The sequence below is a fragment of the Streptomyces thermocarboxydus genome (assembly GCF_024760485.1).
Taxonomy (GTDB): Bacteria; Actinomycetota; Actinomycetes; order Streptomycetales; family Streptomycetaceae; genus Streptomyces; species Streptomyces cellulosae.
Map to the genome: position 1 here is coordinate 3,747,676 of NZ_CP058273.1, position 14,738 is coordinate 3,762,413.

The 14,738-nt window shown below is 69.4% G+C and carries 13 protein-coding genes and 1 tRNA gene; 8 read left to right on the forward strand and 6 right to left on the reverse strand.

Annotated features, from left to right (window positions below; all coding sequences use genetic code 11):
* Positions 1 to 220: 220 nt before the first annotated feature.
* From AY578_RS17300 to AY578_RS17320, 5 genes are all read left to right on the forward strand, one after another.
* Entirely contained in the window at positions 221 to 478 is a 258-nt protein-coding gene (locus AY578_RS17300) for a helix-turn-helix domain-containing protein (RefSeq protein WP_030401440.1), read from the forward strand.
* A gap of 126 nt (positions 479 to 604) precedes the next feature.
* Positions 605 to 817 (forward strand): excisionase family DNA-binding protein, encoded by a 213-nt coding sequence (locus AY578_RS17305; RefSeq protein WP_031043819.1) that lies wholly within the window; start codon positions 605 to 607, stop codon positions 815 to 817.
* On the forward strand, positions 817 to 1,962 hold the full coding sequence (locus AY578_RS17310) for a tyrosine-type recombinase/integrase (RefSeq protein WP_037640757.1): 1,146 nt from the start codon (positions 817 to 819) through the stop codon (positions 1,960 to 1,962). Before AY578_RS17305 ends, AY578_RS17310 begins: the two co-directional genes overlap by 1 nt.
* A gap of 198 nt (positions 1,963 to 2,160) precedes the next feature.
* Entirely contained in the window at positions 2,161 to 4,227 is a 2,067-nt protein-coding gene (locus AY578_RS17315; protein WP_121546822.1) for a GNAT family N-acetyltransferase, read from the forward strand.
* Positions 4,224 to 4,703 (forward strand): ASCH domain-containing protein, encoded by a 480-nt coding sequence (locus AY578_RS17320; protein ID WP_224219990.1) that lies wholly within the window; start codon positions 4,224 to 4,226, stop codon positions 4,701 to 4,703. The genes AY578_RS17315 and AY578_RS17320 overlap by 4 nt, the downstream gene beginning before the upstream one ends.
* 43 nt (positions 4,704 to 4,746) lie before the next feature.
* Here AY578_RS17320 and AY578_RS17325 read toward each other — a convergent pair whose 3' ends face one another.
* Positions 4,747 to 5,289, reverse strand: a complete 543-nt coding sequence (locus tag AY578_RS17325; RefSeq protein WP_037640758.1) for a DUF1707 SHOCT-like domain-containing protein — start codon at positions 5,287 to 5,289, stop codon at positions 4,747 to 4,749.
* A 306-nt stretch (positions 5,290 to 5,595) separates the two neighbouring features.
* Positions 5,596 to 5,669, reverse strand: a tRNA-Gly gene (locus AY578_RS17330).
* 268 nt (positions 5,670 to 5,937) lie between these two features.
* On the opposite strand from AY578_RS17330, the gene AY578_RS17335 reads away from it, so the two are divergent.
* From AY578_RS17335 to AY578_RS17345, 3 genes are all read left to right on the forward strand, one after another.
* Complete coding sequence (locus AY578_RS17335) at positions 5,938 to 6,096, forward strand: hypothetical protein (RefSeq protein WP_168713453.1); 159 nt, start codon at positions 5,938 to 5,940, stop codon at positions 6,094 to 6,096.
* Between the two features lie 125 nt (positions 6,097 to 6,221).
* Positions 6,222 to 6,797: a dCTP deaminase gene (gene dcd, locus AY578_RS17340; protein WP_019524241.1), complete on the forward strand. Its 576-nt coding sequence runs from the start codon at positions 6,222 to 6,224 to the stop codon at positions 6,795 to 6,797.
* Positions 6,794 to 7,303, forward strand: a complete 510-nt coding sequence (locus AY578_RS17345; RefSeq protein ID WP_019524242.1) for a phosphoribosyltransferase — start codon at positions 6,794 to 6,796, stop codon at positions 7,301 to 7,303. The genes dcd and AY578_RS17345 overlap by 4 nt, the downstream gene beginning before the upstream one ends.
* A gap of 6 nt (positions 7,304 to 7,309) precedes the next feature.
* Here the strand turns inward: AY578_RS17345 and AY578_RS17350 are convergent, their stop codons facing one another.
* The 4 genes from AY578_RS17350 to AY578_RS17365 form a co-directional block, all read right to left on the reverse strand.
* Complete coding sequence (locus AY578_RS17350) at positions 7,310 to 7,828, reverse strand: zinc-binding dehydrogenase (RefSeq protein ID WP_215187870.1); 519 nt, start codon at positions 7,826 to 7,828, stop codon at positions 7,310 to 7,312.
* Between the two features lie 82 nt (positions 7,829 to 7,910).
* Positions 7,911 to 11,147 carry an FG-GAP-like repeat-containing protein gene (locus AY578_RS17355; RefSeq protein WP_215187871.1) on the reverse strand — a complete coding sequence of 1,079 codons (3,237 nt, stop codon included), beginning with the start codon at positions 11,145 to 11,147 and terminating at the stop codon, positions 7,911 to 7,913.
* A 156-nt stretch (positions 11,148 to 11,303) separates the two neighbouring features.
* Positions 11,304 to 12,311: a Yip1 family protein gene (locus AY578_RS17360; RefSeq protein ID WP_215187872.1), complete on the reverse strand. Its 1,008-nt coding sequence runs from the start codon at positions 12,309 to 12,311 to the stop codon at positions 11,304 to 11,306.
* A gap of 128 nt (positions 12,312 to 12,439) precedes the next feature.
* Positions 12,440 to 14,722, reverse strand: coding sequence for a (Fe-S)-binding protein (locus AY578_RS17365; protein WP_028959540.1), 2,283 nt, complete (start codon positions 14,720 to 14,722; stop codon positions 12,440 to 12,442).
* Positions 14,723 to 14,738: the final 16 nt, after the last annotated feature.

Here is a 14,738-nt window from a genome sequence, read left to right on the forward strand (position 1 = left end):
TCAAGCCAGAAGGATCACACCGGCAAGGCGTTGACGTCCGGTGAGTGGCGAAGCTACAACACAACACCCCACGTCAGAGACGCTGTCGAGCACTGCTCGGGCCGCCGTCACAGGGAACCCATCGACGAAATGGCCACCCGCCTGCCAAACGCACGGCGGCGCAACATAGCCGACGATCGCCGGTTAACCAAACCGGCGAACACAGCCGAGAATTGGAGTCATGGCAGCACGTTCACTGGAAATCGGCGCAGCCGGGATAAGGGCCGCCCGCACGATCGAAATTCTCCGCACCGAGCGCGGCCTCTCCCAGCGAGAGCTGGCCGCTCGCGTCACCGCCCTTGGCCGGCCAATGTCCAACACGATGCTGTCCCGCATCGAACGCGCTCAGCGCCGCTGCGACGTCGACGACCTGCTCACCCTCGCGCAGGCACTTCGCGTCCCGGCCCGCGCCCTGCTCCAGGACTCCGCGACCTGTTGAAGCCACCACCGGTCCGCCGTGCCCGCTCCAGTTTCGACCTCGGTAAGGAAGTCTCACCGTTGCACCGACTCGCAATAGCCCCGGCCCGTTGCACTCAGCAGCACAGCCGAAAGGGGGCGGTCGCCCATGACTGACCGCCTCCTGACGGTGGCCGAAGCCGCCGAACAGCTCGGTACCGGCGAACGCTTCGTTCGCCGTCTGATCGCCGAGCGCCGCATTCGCTACGTCAAGCTCGGACGTCCCGTGCGCGTCCCCGAGAGTGCCGTCACCGAGTACATCGAGGCGCGCACGGTCGAGCCGACCCGGCGCACCCGCACTCGGTACGGGCGGGCCGCCTGATGCCGACACGCAAGCTCCAGCGTCGTCGGGAGTTCGGTACCGTACGCAAGCTCCCGTCCGGTCGATGGCAGGCCCGCTACCTGGGCCCGGACGGGCAGCGCCACAAGGCCCCCGAGACCTTCGACACGAAGACCGACGCGCAGGACTGGCTGAACCTGGTCCGCGCCGACATCGAGCGTGACCACTGGCGTGACCCGGACGCCGGCGCGATCAACTTCGAGAAGTACGCCCTCCGCTGGATGGAGGAGCGCGGTCTGGCCCCGACCACGGTCGACCGCTACGACGGCCTGCTACGCCTGCACCTCCTGCCGGTCTTCGGCAGCAAGGACCTGGACGAGATCACACCGCCTTCCGTCCGCACCTGGCGAGCCGAGCGGCTCAAGGCAACGGGTGCCACGACGGTCGCCAAGTCGTACCGGCTGCTGAAGGCCATCCTGCAGACCGCGGTCGATGACGACCTCCTGCGGACCAACCCGTGCCGGATCAAGGGCGCCGGTCGGGAGGAAGCCGACGAGCGGCCGACCGCCACCGTGGAGCAGGTCTTCGACCTCGCCGACGCCATGGGTCCGCGCTGGCGCCTGATGGTCCTGCTCGGTGCCTTCGCCTCGCTTCGCCCCGAGGAGCTGGCTGAACTGCGCCGCCGCAGTGTCGATCTCGACGAATGCTCCCTGCGGATCACGCATGCGTCACCGGAGCTGACCAACGGCAGGAGGGTCACCGGCGATCCCAAGTCCCGAGCGGGCAAGCGCACCGTTTACTTGCCCGACTTCCTCCTGCCCGAGCTGCGACGCCACGTGCAGTGGTTCGCCGAGAAGGAGCCGGATGGTCTCCTCTTCGTCGGGGAGAAGGGCGCTCCATTCCGCCGCTCGACGTTCGGACGGAAGTGGCGCAAGGCCAGGACGAAGGTGGGGCTGCCCGACAACTTCCGCTTCTACGACCTCCGGCACACCGGTAACACCCTCGCCGCCGACACCGGCGCCAAGCTGAAGGACCTCATGGTGCGCGCCGGCCAGTCCTCGGAGCGCGCCCAGCTCATCTACCAGCACTCGACGGTCAAGCATCAGCGGAGGCTGGCCCAGGGGATCGACACTGAAGTGCGCGAGCGCTTGCGTGAGGCGGGTGCCGATCGGTCGGAAGCCAATTAGGCGGACCGGTATCGGGGCTACGAGTCCGGCGGGACGGTTCCATCGGCCGGACTCTGGAGGCAGGCGACGGTCTCCGCAGCACCGTGCGCCCCTCGTGCCCCCTTGAGGGATGGCAGCAACTGAGATCAGCTTCTCCCTGTATGCAGTGACAGGGGAGTTGTGGCCGGTCGCGATCAGCCACAGCTGGAGGGGGTAGTAATGGCGATCAAGCTGGTGTCCGTTTCGCCCGCGCAAGAAGAGTTGATCGTTAAGGCCATAGCCCTGGGGGACCGGTACACGAAGACGCTGGGGCTTCTGACGCCTCCTGCCTATGAGAAGGCAGCTGAGGACGGTGGCCTTCTGGTCGCGGTCGAGGCCGGCGAAGTGATCGGCTACGCGCTGTTCGGGCTGCCGAAGAGGAGCGCGCGTATCCGACTCGCGCACCTGTGTGTGGCTGAGGAGGAACGGGGGCGGGGAATTGCGGGCCGTCTGGTGGAGGGCATCAAGGAGCGGTATCCACAACGCCTTGGGATCAAGGCCAAGTGCCGTCGGGACTATGACCTGAGCGGGATGTGGAGGAGTCTGGGCTTCGTTCCGGACGGTGAGGTCCGTGGGCGTGGTCGTGACGGGGAGATCTTGGACGGCTGGTGGCTGGACCTCGGCCATCCGGACCTGTTCACGGAGATGGAGAGCGACGCGCTCCTCGTGGTGACGGTCGACCATGGTGTGTTCGCCGATCTGCGCGGCCTCACGGACACCACCGGTGCCGAGGAGTCCCGTGCGCTCGAAGCCGGATGGATGGCGGATCTCGTTGAGTTTGCCTACACCCCGCAGTTGGTCCATCAGATCCGGGACCTCACGGACACGGCAGAGCGTCAGCACCAGCAGGCGGCGCTGACCGGGCTCCACAAGCTCTCTACCGGCTCCGCGGCCGTGGAGGAGCGAACCCGCGAACTGGTGCAAGCCGCTACGCAGGCGGTTCCCGGCCTGGCTGCCGACCCAGCACTTCTGCGAGGCATGCGGTATGTGGCCGAGACCTCGTGTGCTGGTCTACAAGTCCTGGCGACCCGTGATCCGCTGCTGTCTCGCCTGACAGATGTGGCCTGGGAGGTGGCTCGCGTCCGGGTCGTCTCACCGTCGACCGTGACGCTTCACGTCGATGAGCTGCGGCAGGCCCAGGTGTATCGCCCGGCTGACCTGATGGGGACGGAGTTCCGGTCCGCGGAGGTGGCGCCGGGCGCGGAGGATGAACTGGTCGCCTTCTTCGAGCAGTCGGGCGCTGACGACGGCTCAGCCTTTTCTGAGCGGCTGCGGTCGCTGAACGAGGGCGGGATCGCATGGCGTCGTGAGCTTCTCCGGGACGGCCAGGGCCGACCGGTCGCCCTCTACGCGTGGTCGCTGGACGGCCGAACCCTGGTTGTACCCGTCCTTCGCACAGCTGGCCACCCCCTGGAAGAGACCCTGGCCCGGCAGCTCCTCTTCCTGCTTAAGCGGCTCGGGAGGGATTGCGGGGCCGAGATCGTCCGCATCAGTGATCCGCACCCCTCCGAGGCGGCGCGGGCCGCGGCCGGTGACGACGGCTTCTTCGAGCACAACGGCGAGCTCGTCGCGCTCCTGGTGAACGTGTGCGGGACCGCCGCCGAGGTGGAGGTGGTGGCCGGCGGGTTGGCCCGAGAGCTTGCTGTCGATGCGACCGTGCTCGACGTCGGCATGCCGGCGGAGGTGACCGCCGTGCTGGAGCGTGCGTGGTGGCCGGCCAAGGTCATCGACTCCGAGCTGCCGTCCTTCATGGTGCCCATCAAGCCGCGCTGGTCGACTGAGCTGTTCAACGTCCCGGCCATGCTCATCGCGCGGAGCGACGCCCTGGGCATCAGCAGGGAACACGTCTACTACCGATCTTCGCAGCGTCGAGGAGAGAGCGTCCCGGCTCGACTGCTCTGGTACGTCAGCGACGGCAACTCCACGGGAGAGGGTCAGAGGGTGGTGGGCAGCTCGCGGCTCGACGAGGTGCTCATCGACACTCCGGATGTTCTGTTCTCGAAATTCGAACACCTGGGCGTATATGGTCGGGCTGAGGTCGAGAGGGCTGCAGACGCGTCCGGTCACGCCATGGCGCTGAGGTTCTCGGACACTGAGATCTTCCCGAAGCCGGTGACGCTGCGCCGATTGACCTCGCTGGCCAGGGGCCGGGGGCTAACGTGGTCGCCTGGCTCGCTGATCTCGCTGTCCAAGATCAGCAGTGAGCTGTTCCAGGCGGTTTACCAAGAGGGGCACCGAACGACGTGAGCGATCCGGAACGCGCGATGCTGCTGTCCGTCCACCCGCGCTTCGCCAACGCGATCCTGGCCGGCAGCAAGACGGTGGAGGTTCGCCGCCAGCGCGTCGCCGCGCCTCCGGGAACGCCCGTCCTCTTGTACGCGACCGCGCCCACCATGGCGGTGGTGGGCATGGCGCGCATTGCCGCCATCTACGTCGCCACGCCCAGCGAGGTCTGGTCGGCTCATCGGGGACAGACCGGGATCACCCGGCGGGAGTACGACGCCTACATGAGCGGCGCGAGGCAGGCGAGCGGTCTCACGATGGAGAATCCTGTCTCCTTCGATGAGCCGGTATCGCTCAATGCGCTGCGCTCCGCCGGGTCCTTCCACCCTCCGCAGAGCTACCGCTACATGAAGGGCGACGAGCTTCGACAGGTGGCCGTGGCGGGACCTGTCGTGGGCACGGCGCTTCGCGAGGCGCTGGGAGACCTGGTACCCGCCTAGTGCTGCACTCGCCGCCGGCGGGGCCGAAGCACCGGACGGGGCTTCAACGCAGGGCGTGGCGAATCTTCAAGCGTCCGTATCCCATGACCCCGGAGATTCGAATCGTCGGCCCGCCGGGCCGGGGCTGTCGCGGGATCTTGTAGCGCAGGTCCTTCCATCCCGTGCTCAGTCCTTCGACGTCGACCACCGCGTCCCGGGGCACCGTGATCCGGGCCCCGCCGGTTCCCAGTTGCAGCTCGATGTCGACGATCGGGTGCTCGATGACCGCCCGGGACAGGTCCAGGCGCACCCTTCCATATGCTGACTCGACCTTGAGGACCCGAGGCACCCGCCACGCGCCACGCCGCTTGATCCGCCCACCGGCGGCGGCGATCGTGGCAGTGCTTCCCGGTTGCTCCTCCGGGAGCGCGACCAGAGCGGACGCGAGTTCGCTCCGCGTCTTGGCGCTGAGCACCTGGTGGAGGTGCTCGTCCAACACCTCGTGTGGGATGAGCCCTTCCGCGTACGCCTCCTGCAGACGTCGCACGGCTGCCTCGCGGTCGCCTTCACGGATCAGTGAGGGCGATTCTTCCGGTAAGGAGGTCACGGGTTCACCGTACTGCCGAGTCGGCGAGGTAAACCCGTCAAGGCAGGCCCGGAGACCGGGGCGCCACCCGTCCCGCAAACCACCCTTTGCGTATGCGTCTTGGTGACCCTTTGCGCCCTGTGTGGCGCAGGTCATACGAATTGCGTCTCGCGATATGGGACGCCGGGGCAGGTTGATGCCTGCTGGGCACCCGAATGGCGCTGGTGTGGCGGCCTGGACTCGACTTAGGGCACGCCGAGGGCACGCCGCCCCCTGATTGGACTAGACAACAAGTAAGGCCCAGATCGGTGATCTGGGCCTTCTTCGTGGAGCGGGTGACGAGAATCGAACTCGCGCTCTCAGCTTGGGAAGCTGATGTTCTACCATTAAACTACACCCGCGCAAGATCCAGAACCGCTCCACCGGGAGTGGTCCGGACGCTCGCTCACTGTACCTCATCGCAGGCCCCCGGTGTCCAAGACCCGGGGGCCTGACGGTGTTTCAGGGTGTGGAAGCGGCTGCGGCGGGCACACGGCGGGGCGTACGGTGAAGGCGTTGTGCGCGACCGGGGTGCCGCCTGGAGCGCCGTTCCTTTCATCCCGTAACGTGGCTTTTGTCGTCAGGGCAGCAAGCCAGACGCGGCTCTTGGGGAAGGGACTCTTGGACTTGATGGAGCGCACCGTCGTCCGCTGTGCCGATGGGCACGTGTTCACCGCCGCCTCGTTCCCGATGCAGCAGGCCGAGCGCCTCGGCCCCGGCCGGCTGCTGCGTTGTCCGCGCTGTGCGCGGCTCCGCAGCGTCGTGCCGGTGACCTTGCAGAAGCGGTAGCGGAGACACACGGGGCACAGGACACCCGACGCGGCAGCCAGCGGCAGCGAAGCCGCAGACAGAGGGCACAGGCGCGCGGGGCGGCCGGTTTCGGCCGTCGCGCGCGCCTTGCGTATTCTCGGGGCGTGCTTCTCTCAGACAAGGACATCCGGGCCGAGATCGACGCCGGGCGGGTGCGGATCGATCCCTACGACGAATCCATGGTGCAGCCGTCCAGCATCGACGTACGTCTCGACCGCTACTTCCGGGTGTTCGAGAACCACCGCTACCCCCACATCGACCCCTCGGTCGAGCAGGTGGACCTCACCCGGCTCGTGGAGCCGGAGGGGGACGAGCCGTTCATCCTGCACCCGGGCGAGTTCGTGCTGGCCAGCACCTACGAGGTCATCTCGCTGCCCGACGACCTCGCCTCGCGCCTCGAGGGCAAGAGCTCCCTCGGGCGGCTCGGACTGGTCACCCACTCCACCGCCGGCTTCATCGACCCCGGCTTCTCCGGTCACGTGACCCTGGAGCTGAGCAACCTCGCCACGCTCCCCATCAAGCTGTGGCCGGGTATGAAGATCGGGCAGCTCTGTATGTTCCGGCTCAGCTCGCCGGCCGAGCACCCGTACGGCAGTGAGCGGTACGGCTCCCGTTACCAGGGGCAGCGCGGGCCCACGGCCTCGCGGTCCTACCTCAACTTCCACCGGACGCAGGTGTGAGCGGCATGCGCGAGAACCTCAGCTACGAACAGTTCGGCGTCGCCGTCCGCGAGCTCGCCCAGACCATCGCCGACGACGGCTACCAGCCGGACGTGGTGCTCAGCATCGCCCGCGGCGGCGTCTTCGTCGCCGGCGGTCTCGCCTACGCGCTCGACTGCAAGAACATCCACCTGGTGAACGTCGAGTTCTACACCGGCGTGGGGACCACCCTCGAGATGCCCGTCATGCTCGCGCCGGTCCCCAACGCGATCGACTTCACCGACAAGAAGGTGCTGATCGCCGACGACGTCGCCGACACCGGCAAGACCCTCAAGCTGGTCCGGGACTTCTGTCTCGACGCCGTGGCCGAGGTGCGCAGCGCCGTCATCTACGAGAAGACGCAGTCGCTGGTGAAGTGCGAGTACGTGTGGAAGCGCACCGACGAGTGGATCAACTTCCCGTGGAGCGTCCTCCCGCCGGTCACCCCCTCCGGTGAGGCCCCCGCCTTCAACAAGGAAGCTCTTTAAAGCTCGTCACAGCACCACCACCATCTTCCCCCGCACATGCCCGCCCTCCGAGTGGGCGTGTGCCTCCGCGATCTCCTCCAGCGGGTACGTCCGCTCCACGCGCGGCGTGTAACGGCCCTGCGCGCCGAGCGCGGCCGCCTCGGCGAGGTACGTCGAGTCGTTGACCGCGTCGGCCGCCTGTACGCCCAGGCGCTCCGCGTCCCCGTGGTCGGCGACCGTCACCACGCGGGACGGGTCGCCGGCGATCTCCACCCGTTCCCCGAGCGACCCCGACGCGGCCGTGTCGAGCACCAGGTCGATCCCCTGCGGCGCCACGTCCGCCAGAGCGTCACGGCCCGGGATCGCCGGCAGGTCCACGGGGAGGAAGTCCCGCACCGCGCTGCTGCGCACCTTCCAGTCGACCGGGTTGACGCTCGCCGCGGCGACCCGGATCCGTATCTCTCCGGGGCCCGGAGCCGGGTCCGGGGCCTCCTCGACGGTGAGCACCGTCGGGTCGCCGTACCGGTGGTAGCGGGCTGCGCGCATGATGATCTGCCTCCTGCACACAACGGGACGGTCCCCGGCGTGATGTTCACGCCGGGGACCGTCCCTGTCTTCCGCGCTCGGGTCAGTGCAGGCCCTTGAACGAGTTCCAGCCGCCCGAGCCGACCAGCACCCGGCTGCTGTAGGAGCCCTTTCCTGTGGACGCGTACCGCCACAGCTTCCCGGCGGTGTCGCGGGCCAGCAGGTCGGTGCGGCCGTCGCCGGAGAGGTCGCCGGTGCCGACGAGGGCGGAGTAGGCGTTCCAGCCGCCGCCGACCCGTTCCCGCTTGGTCACGCTGCCGGCGGCGGTGCCGTAGTACCGCCACAGGACACCGGCGGAGTCCTGGCCGAGCAGGTCGCCGCGTCCGTCGCCGTTCAGGTCACCGGCGCCGATGATCCGCTTGTACAGCTTCCAGTTCAGCTGGATACGCACCCGCGCCTTGAGATGGTGGTCCGCCGTGCCCGCGTAGAAGTAGATGTCACCGGTCGTGGTCTGGCGGGCGATCAGGTCGATGTGTCCGTCGCCGTTGAGGTCGCCGGGTGACGTCAGCTGGTCGTACTGGCCCCAGCCCTGGCCGATCACCGTGTACGGCGACGAGGCGCCGACGACCTTGCCGCAGCCGGGGCGGTAGGCCCGCAGCTCGTTGCCCAGCCGGACCAGTACGTCGGAGCACCGGTCGCCGTCCACGTCGCCGACGGGCACGATCACCGCGCCGGCGGGAAACGCCCCTGCGGTCCCGGCGGTGCGGGAGTTCACTCCGCCGGTCCCGGTGCCCCGGTACATCCACACGACCCCGGCGGAGTCCGTGGCCAGCAGGTCGCCGAAGCCGTCGTCGCCCGCCATGTCCCGCCACACGGTGGCGCCGCCGGTGACCTTCACGGTCCCGGAGACGGACAGGTCGGCGCCGGTGCCGTCGGCGGGCTTCGCGGTCAGGGTCCAGGTGTAGGCGCCGTTCGGGACGTACCGCCCGGCCGCGTCCTTGCCGTCCCAGGAGGACGACAGGCGGCCGCGGGCCTCGCCGCCCGACAGGGTGCGCACGGCCTTGCCGCTCGCCTTGTTCTTCCAGGTCAGCGTCCAGGAGGCGGCGGGCTTCGACAGCCACCAGCGGGACGTCCAGGTCTGCCCGGCCTTGATGTCCAGGGCGGACGACGACGTCTCCGCGTCGATGACGGCGAGGGGGGAGGCCGGGACGCCCGAATAGACGATCCGCACCCGGCGGTCCGCGCCCGCGTAGGCGACGTGTCCGCCGAAGCGGTCCACGGTCCATCCGGCCCGGGGCACGGTCCGGGCGCCCAGTTCCGCCGCGGTGACGATGACGCGCTGGGGCAGGTCGGCCTCGGTGGCGCCCGCCGGGAGGCCCTCGTGCAGGTCGACGAGGGTAAGGCCGGTCGTGTCCGACTGACGGACCAGGTAGCCGTCCCCGAGGAGCGCCTTGTCGGTGCCGAGCTCCAGGGAGCGCTTGGCCTGCCGGTCGTAGACGCCGCCGCCACGGTAGTTGGGCCAGGAGTCGTCGCACTGCCAGTACACCCAGCGCCCCACGGCCTGCAGTTCGCGGGGGACGCACCCGGCGTCGAAGGTCTCGCCCGCGGCGCCCGTCGACAGGTTCTTCGCCGTCACCGTGGTCGGGAGGTTCTGACCGGGGTCGTCCCAGCCGGCGGTGGCGCTCCACAGGGTGCTGCCCCAGACGGCCGACGCCACGGTCTTCCGCTTCTCGAGGACGCTTCCGGTGTCGCCGTCCTCGAAGCGCAGGACGGCCTGCGAGCCGCCCCAGGCCTGATTCACCACGCCGTACCGGCCGGACAGGTCGACGAGTTCGGGGGCGCCGAGCCCGGAGGTCACCCGCGGGCCCCAGGCGGAGTCGCCGTTGCGGTAGAGCATGGTGACGTCCTGCTCGGTGCCGGCATGGCGGCCGTGGTGCCCGTCGCCGGAGGCGAACATGGTCACGCAGTAGCCGTTCTCGCTGTCGCCGCAGTCGCTGTCGCCGCCGCTGACGAGGCCGTCGACGGTCGAGTGCAGCTCCTCGGGGCGGCCGGAGGTCTTCAGCCAGGTGCTGCGGTAGGCGCCGACGTAGGTGTGCGGCATGAAGAGCTTGGAGTCGTCGGCCGTGGTGAGGATGCCGCTGCCCAGCGAGATGCCGAACGGTTCGGCCTCCCGGTCCTCGATGTCCGCGACGCGCCTGCGGGTGACGGTGCCGTCGGCGGCGGGCGTGAGGAGGTGGTAGCCCCAGTCGAGCGGGCCGTAGTCGGTGTCCTTCTCGGCGCCGGCCACCAGCAGCGAGCCGTCGGGCGTGCGGTGCACCGAGGGGGAGGCGACGGTCAGCAGCGACTTCCAGTTGCCCTCGGTGTCCTCCAGGGCCAGGTGGTTGCCGCGGTACTCGTTGTCGCCGGGGTTGGGCGGGGCCACGGTGGCGAACCGGCCGGCGAAGGGCAGGATCGTGTAGTCGTGCGCGCCCACCTCCCGCAGGTCCAGGGTGGTCGGCTCCGCGTCCAGGTCGTCCCGCCGGTACACCTGGGCGGCGTAGGGCTCCGGGGCGCCGAGGTGGAAGACGGTGTCCTGGTCGAAGGTGACGCTCTCGCCGTGGGGGGAGAGTGCCGTCACCGTGCCGGTGGCGAGGTCGACGACCCACCACCCCTGGTGCATCGTGGTGTCCTCCCACTTGATCGCGCGGACGGCCACGGACCGGGAGTCGCCGGTGCCGACGGTGAGGTTCCAGCCTTCCGGCAGGCCCTCCAGCTTCTGGTCCCGCACCTGGCCGTTCTCCGTGCGCAGCAGGTGCAGGCTCGTCTCCGCGTTCTCGGCGCCGGTACGGGTGATGACGGTGTCGCCGTACGTGGCGACGTACGACTGGTCCTGTGGGATCGGGACCGTGACCGTCGGTCCGTCGCCCGCCCGCTGCTGGAGCGTCACGTGCGGGGACGGGGACGCCGCGTAGAGGGCGACGGTGTCGGAGCCGTGGCCGAACTCGCCGGGGTACCGGTCGAAGCGGAAGTCGTCGACGTCGTAGGCGAGTGGCTTGGGCAGCCGGTGGTCGAGGACGGTCGTCGTGCCGGTGGCGTAGTCGATCCAGCGCAGGCGGTCGTCGCCCTCCTGCGCGGTGAGGAAGCCGGTCTCGCCGGTGTTGAGGACGAGGGTGGCGCGGGGCACGAAGCGGGCGCCGGGGCTGATGACGACGGGTTCGGCGGACGCCGTGGCCGGGTCGGCGGCGGTGGCCGTCCCCGTGGTGGCGCCGATGCCTGCGGTCACGGCGAGCGTGACGACGAGAGCTGTACGGCCGAGCGCACGCCGACGGCGCACGGCCCGCTTGTCCGGCGGACGATTCACGTGTGAAGTCCCTCCCCAGGGCGCCGCGCAGGGGGGCGTGTCACGATGTCGCCGCTCGTCCTGCGCGAGCAGGGGCGACAGTAGCAGGAGGTGATCACGGCGCGGCAGGGGAAGGACCCCGGCGTGACGCGCACACCGGGGCCCGGCCGGGACGGTCTAGAACGTGCCGAGCTTCACGATCGACAGCAGCGCGATCAGCTGGATGGACGACGCGCCCAGGGCCTTCGGCCAGGGGAGGTCGTGGGAGCGGCTGACCATCAGGGTGAGGAGGGCGCCGCCCGCCACCCAGGTGGCCCAGCCGAGGAGCTGCACGAAGGTCGCGTCGCCGCCCGCGAACATGGCGAACACCAGACGCGGGGCGTCGCTGATGGACATGATCAGCATCGACAGGCCGACCGTGGGCTGCCAGGCGCCGTTGCCGCCGAGCTGGCGGGCCAGCGTATGGGTGACCACGCCGAGGACGAACGCGCTGATCACCATCGCCACGGCCGTCGTCAGCACGATCGGGATCGCGTTGGACAGCGTCGCGTTGATGGCGTCCTCGCGGGCGCCGTCGAAGCCGAACACGGCGAGCAGGCCGTAGAGGAACGTCACGACGAGGGCGGGGCCCCACATCGTGTAGTCGCGCATCTGCAGGAACGTCTGCTGCGGCGACAGGACGATGCCCTTCAGCAGGGCCTTCCAGTGCAGCCGGGGGCCGACCGGGCCGGCGGGCGGCTGGTAGACGTCGTCCTGGTGGTACTGGTCGTCGATCGAGAACGCCTGCGTGTGACCGGGGTTGTTGGCCGCGTACGGGTCGTGCGGGGCGCCCTGCGGTCCGGTGGGGTAGCCGCCGTCGCCGAAGTACTCCGGCTCGCCGTGACCGCCGTGACCCCCGTAGCCGCCCGGGCCGCCGCGGCCGGCGTGCGGCTGCGGCCAGGGGCTTCCGCCGCCCGCGCCCTGCCCGTAGGAGGGCGGCTGCGGTGCCGGCGGGTAGCCGTACGACGGCGCGGGCGGTGTCTGCCGCCCGTGCGGGGGGTGGGGCGGCCGCCCCTGAGGCGCACCGTCGTTGTTCCGTCCGCGTCCGATCCTGAATCCAGCCACGTAACTGAACGTACCTGGTCCGGGGCGGCCGTGTGCCGGGCCCCGGCCACGCGGCCGGGCATTGCTGCCGAGCTGTGACATCCCCTAAGGGGAGTACCCGCATCACCCGGAAGGGGAGTGTCCGGAGCCCTCGGACGGGTCTGCCCGGAGACTCCGGGAACGCCGAAGGGGCCGCCCCTCAGGACGGCCCCTTCACCACTCGGCGTGCCTTACTTCACCGGCTCCGGCTCAGGCGCCGGCTCCGACTCCTCCTCGCCCGCCGGGTCGACCGGGGTCTTGACCGACTCCAGCAGCAGCTGGGCCACGTCGACGACCTGGGTCGACTCCTTGGCCTTGCCGTCGTTCTTCTTGCCGTTGACCGAGTCGGTCAGCATGACCAGGCAGAACGGGCAGGCGGTGGAGATGATGTCCGGGTTGAGGGAGAGGGCCTCGTCGACGCGCTCGTTGTTGATGCGCTTGCCGATCCGCTCCTCCATCCACATCCGCGCGCCGCCGGCGCCGCAGCAGAAGCCCCGCTCCTTGTGGCGGTGCATCTCCTCGTTGCGCAGGCCCGGGACCTTGCCGATGATCTCGCGCGGAGGCGTGTAGATCTTGTTGTGGCGGCCCAGGTAGCACGGGTCGTGGTAGGTGATCAGGCCCTCGACCGGGGTGACCGGGATGAGCTTGCCCTCGTCCACCAGGTGCTGCAGCAGCTGCGTGTGGTGGATGACCTCGTAGTCGCCGCCGAGCTGCGGGTACTCGTTGCCGAGGGTGTTGAGGCAGTGCGGGCAGGTGGCGACGATCTTCTTCGCGGACCGGGGCTTCGCCGACTCCGGCGTCACCTTGCCCTCGTCGTCCATCTCCTCGCCGAACGCCATGTTCAGCGCCATGACGTTCTCCATGCCGAGCTCCTGGAACAGGGGCTCGTTGCCGAGGCGGCGGGCGGAGTCACCGGTGCACTTCTCGTCGCCGCCCATGATCGCGAACTTGACGCCCGCGATGTGCAGCAGCTCGGCGAAGGCCTTGGTGGTCTTCTTGGCGCGGTCCTCCAGGGCGCCGGCGCAGCCGACCCAGTAGAGGTACTCGACCTCGGACAGGTCCTCGATGTCCTTGCCGACGACCGGGACCTCGAAGTCGACCTCCTTGAGCCACTCGAGGCGCTGCTTCTTGGCCAGGCCCCAGGGGTTGCCCTTCTTCTCCAGGTTCTTGAGCATCGTGCCCGCCTCGGACGGGAACGCGGACTCGATCATCACCTGGTAGCGGCGCATGTCGACGATGTGGTCGACGTGCTCGATGTCCACCGGGCACTGCTCGACGCAGGCGCCGCAGGTGGTGCAGGACCACAGGACGTCCGGGTCGATGACGCCGTTCTCCTCGGCGGTGCCGATCAGCGGGCGCTCGGCCTCGGCGAGGGCGGCGGCGGGCACGCCGGCCAGCTGCTCCTCGGACGCCTTCTCCTCGCCCTCCATGGTCTTGCCGCCGCCGGCCAGCAGGTAGGGGGCCTTGGCATGCGCGTGGTCGCGCAGCGACATGATCAGCAGCTTGGGGGAGAGCGGCTTGCCGGTGTTCCACGCGGGGCACTGCGACTGGCAGCGGCCGCACTCGGTGCAGGTGGAGAAGTCCAGCAGGCCCTTCCAGGAGAACTGCTCGACCTGGGAGACGCCGAAGACGTCGTCGTCACCGGGGTCGGTGAAGTCGATCGGCTTGCCGCCGGAGGTCATCGGCTGCAGGGCGCCCAGCGCCGTGGAGCCGTCGGCGTTGCGCTTGAACCAGATGTTGGGGAAGGCGAGGAAGCGGTGCCAGGCCACACCCATGTTGGTGTTGAGCGAGACGACGATCATCCAGACGAACGACGTCCCGATCTTGATCATCGCGGCCAGGTAGACCAGGTTCTGCAGCGTGCCGACGGACAGCCCGTCGAAGGCCTGCACCAGCGGGTACGAGGCGAAGTACGCAGGCTCGTAGCTGTCGACGTGGTGCAGGGCGCCCTCGAGGCCGCGCAGCACGTAGATGGCGAGGCCGATGATGAGGATGACGGCCTCGACGAAGTACGCCTGGCCGGACTTGGAGCCGGTGAAGCGGGACTTGCGGCCGGGCCGGGTCGGCAGGCTGAGCAGGCGGATCACGATCAGCGTCGCGATGCCCAGGATCGTCATGACGCCGATGAACTCGATGTACAGCTCGAACGGCAGGAAGCCGCCGATGACCGGGAGCGTCCAGTCGGCCTGGAAGAGCTGGCCGAAGGCCTGGGCGAGGGTCGGCGGCAGGGTCAGGAAGCCGACGGCGACGAACCAGTGGGCGATTCCGACGATGCCCCACCTGTTCATACGGGTGTGGCCGAGGAACTCCCGCACCAGGGTCACACTGCGCTGGTAGGGGTTGTCGGTCCGGGTGCCGGCCGGGACCGGCTGGCCCAGCTTGAAGTACCGGACGAACTGGCCGATCGCGCGTGCGAGCAGCGCAACGCCGACCACGGTCAGGACCAGCGACACGATGATCGCGGCGAGTTGCATGGGGGCTCCTCGGGCC

Coding starts and splice junctions, on each gene's coding strand:
- AY578_RS17300 (WP_030401440.1), top strand. CDS start 221: ATGGCAGCACGTTCACTGGAAATCGGCGCAGCCGGGATAAGGGCCGCC.
- AY578_RS17305 (WP_031043819.1), top strand. CDS start 605: ATGACTGACCGCCTCCTGACGGTGGCCGAAGCCGCCGAACAGCTCGGT.
- AY578_RS17310 (WP_037640757.1), top strand. CDS start 817: ATGCCGACACGCAAGCTCCAGCGTCGTCGGGAGTTCGGTACCGTACGC.
- AY578_RS17315 (WP_121546822.1), top strand. CDS start 2,161: ATGGCGATCAAGCTGGTGTCCGTTTCGCCCGCGCAAGAAGAGTTGATC.
- AY578_RS17335 (WP_168713453.1), top strand. CDS start 5,938: ATGGAGCGCACCGTCGTCCGCTGTGCCGATGGGCACGTGTTCACCGCC.
- AY578_RS17350 (WP_215187870.1), bottom strand. CDS start 7,828: ATGCGCGCAGCCCGCTACCACCGGTACGGCGACCCGACGGTGCTCACC.
- AY578_RS17360 (WP_215187872.1), bottom strand. CDS start 12,311: ATGTCACAGCTCGGCAGCAATGCCCGGCCGCGTGGCCGGGGCCCGGCA.
- AY578_RS17365 (WP_028959540.1), bottom strand. CDS start 14,722: ATGCAACTCGCCGCGATCATCGTGTCGCTGGTCCTGACCGTGGTCGGC.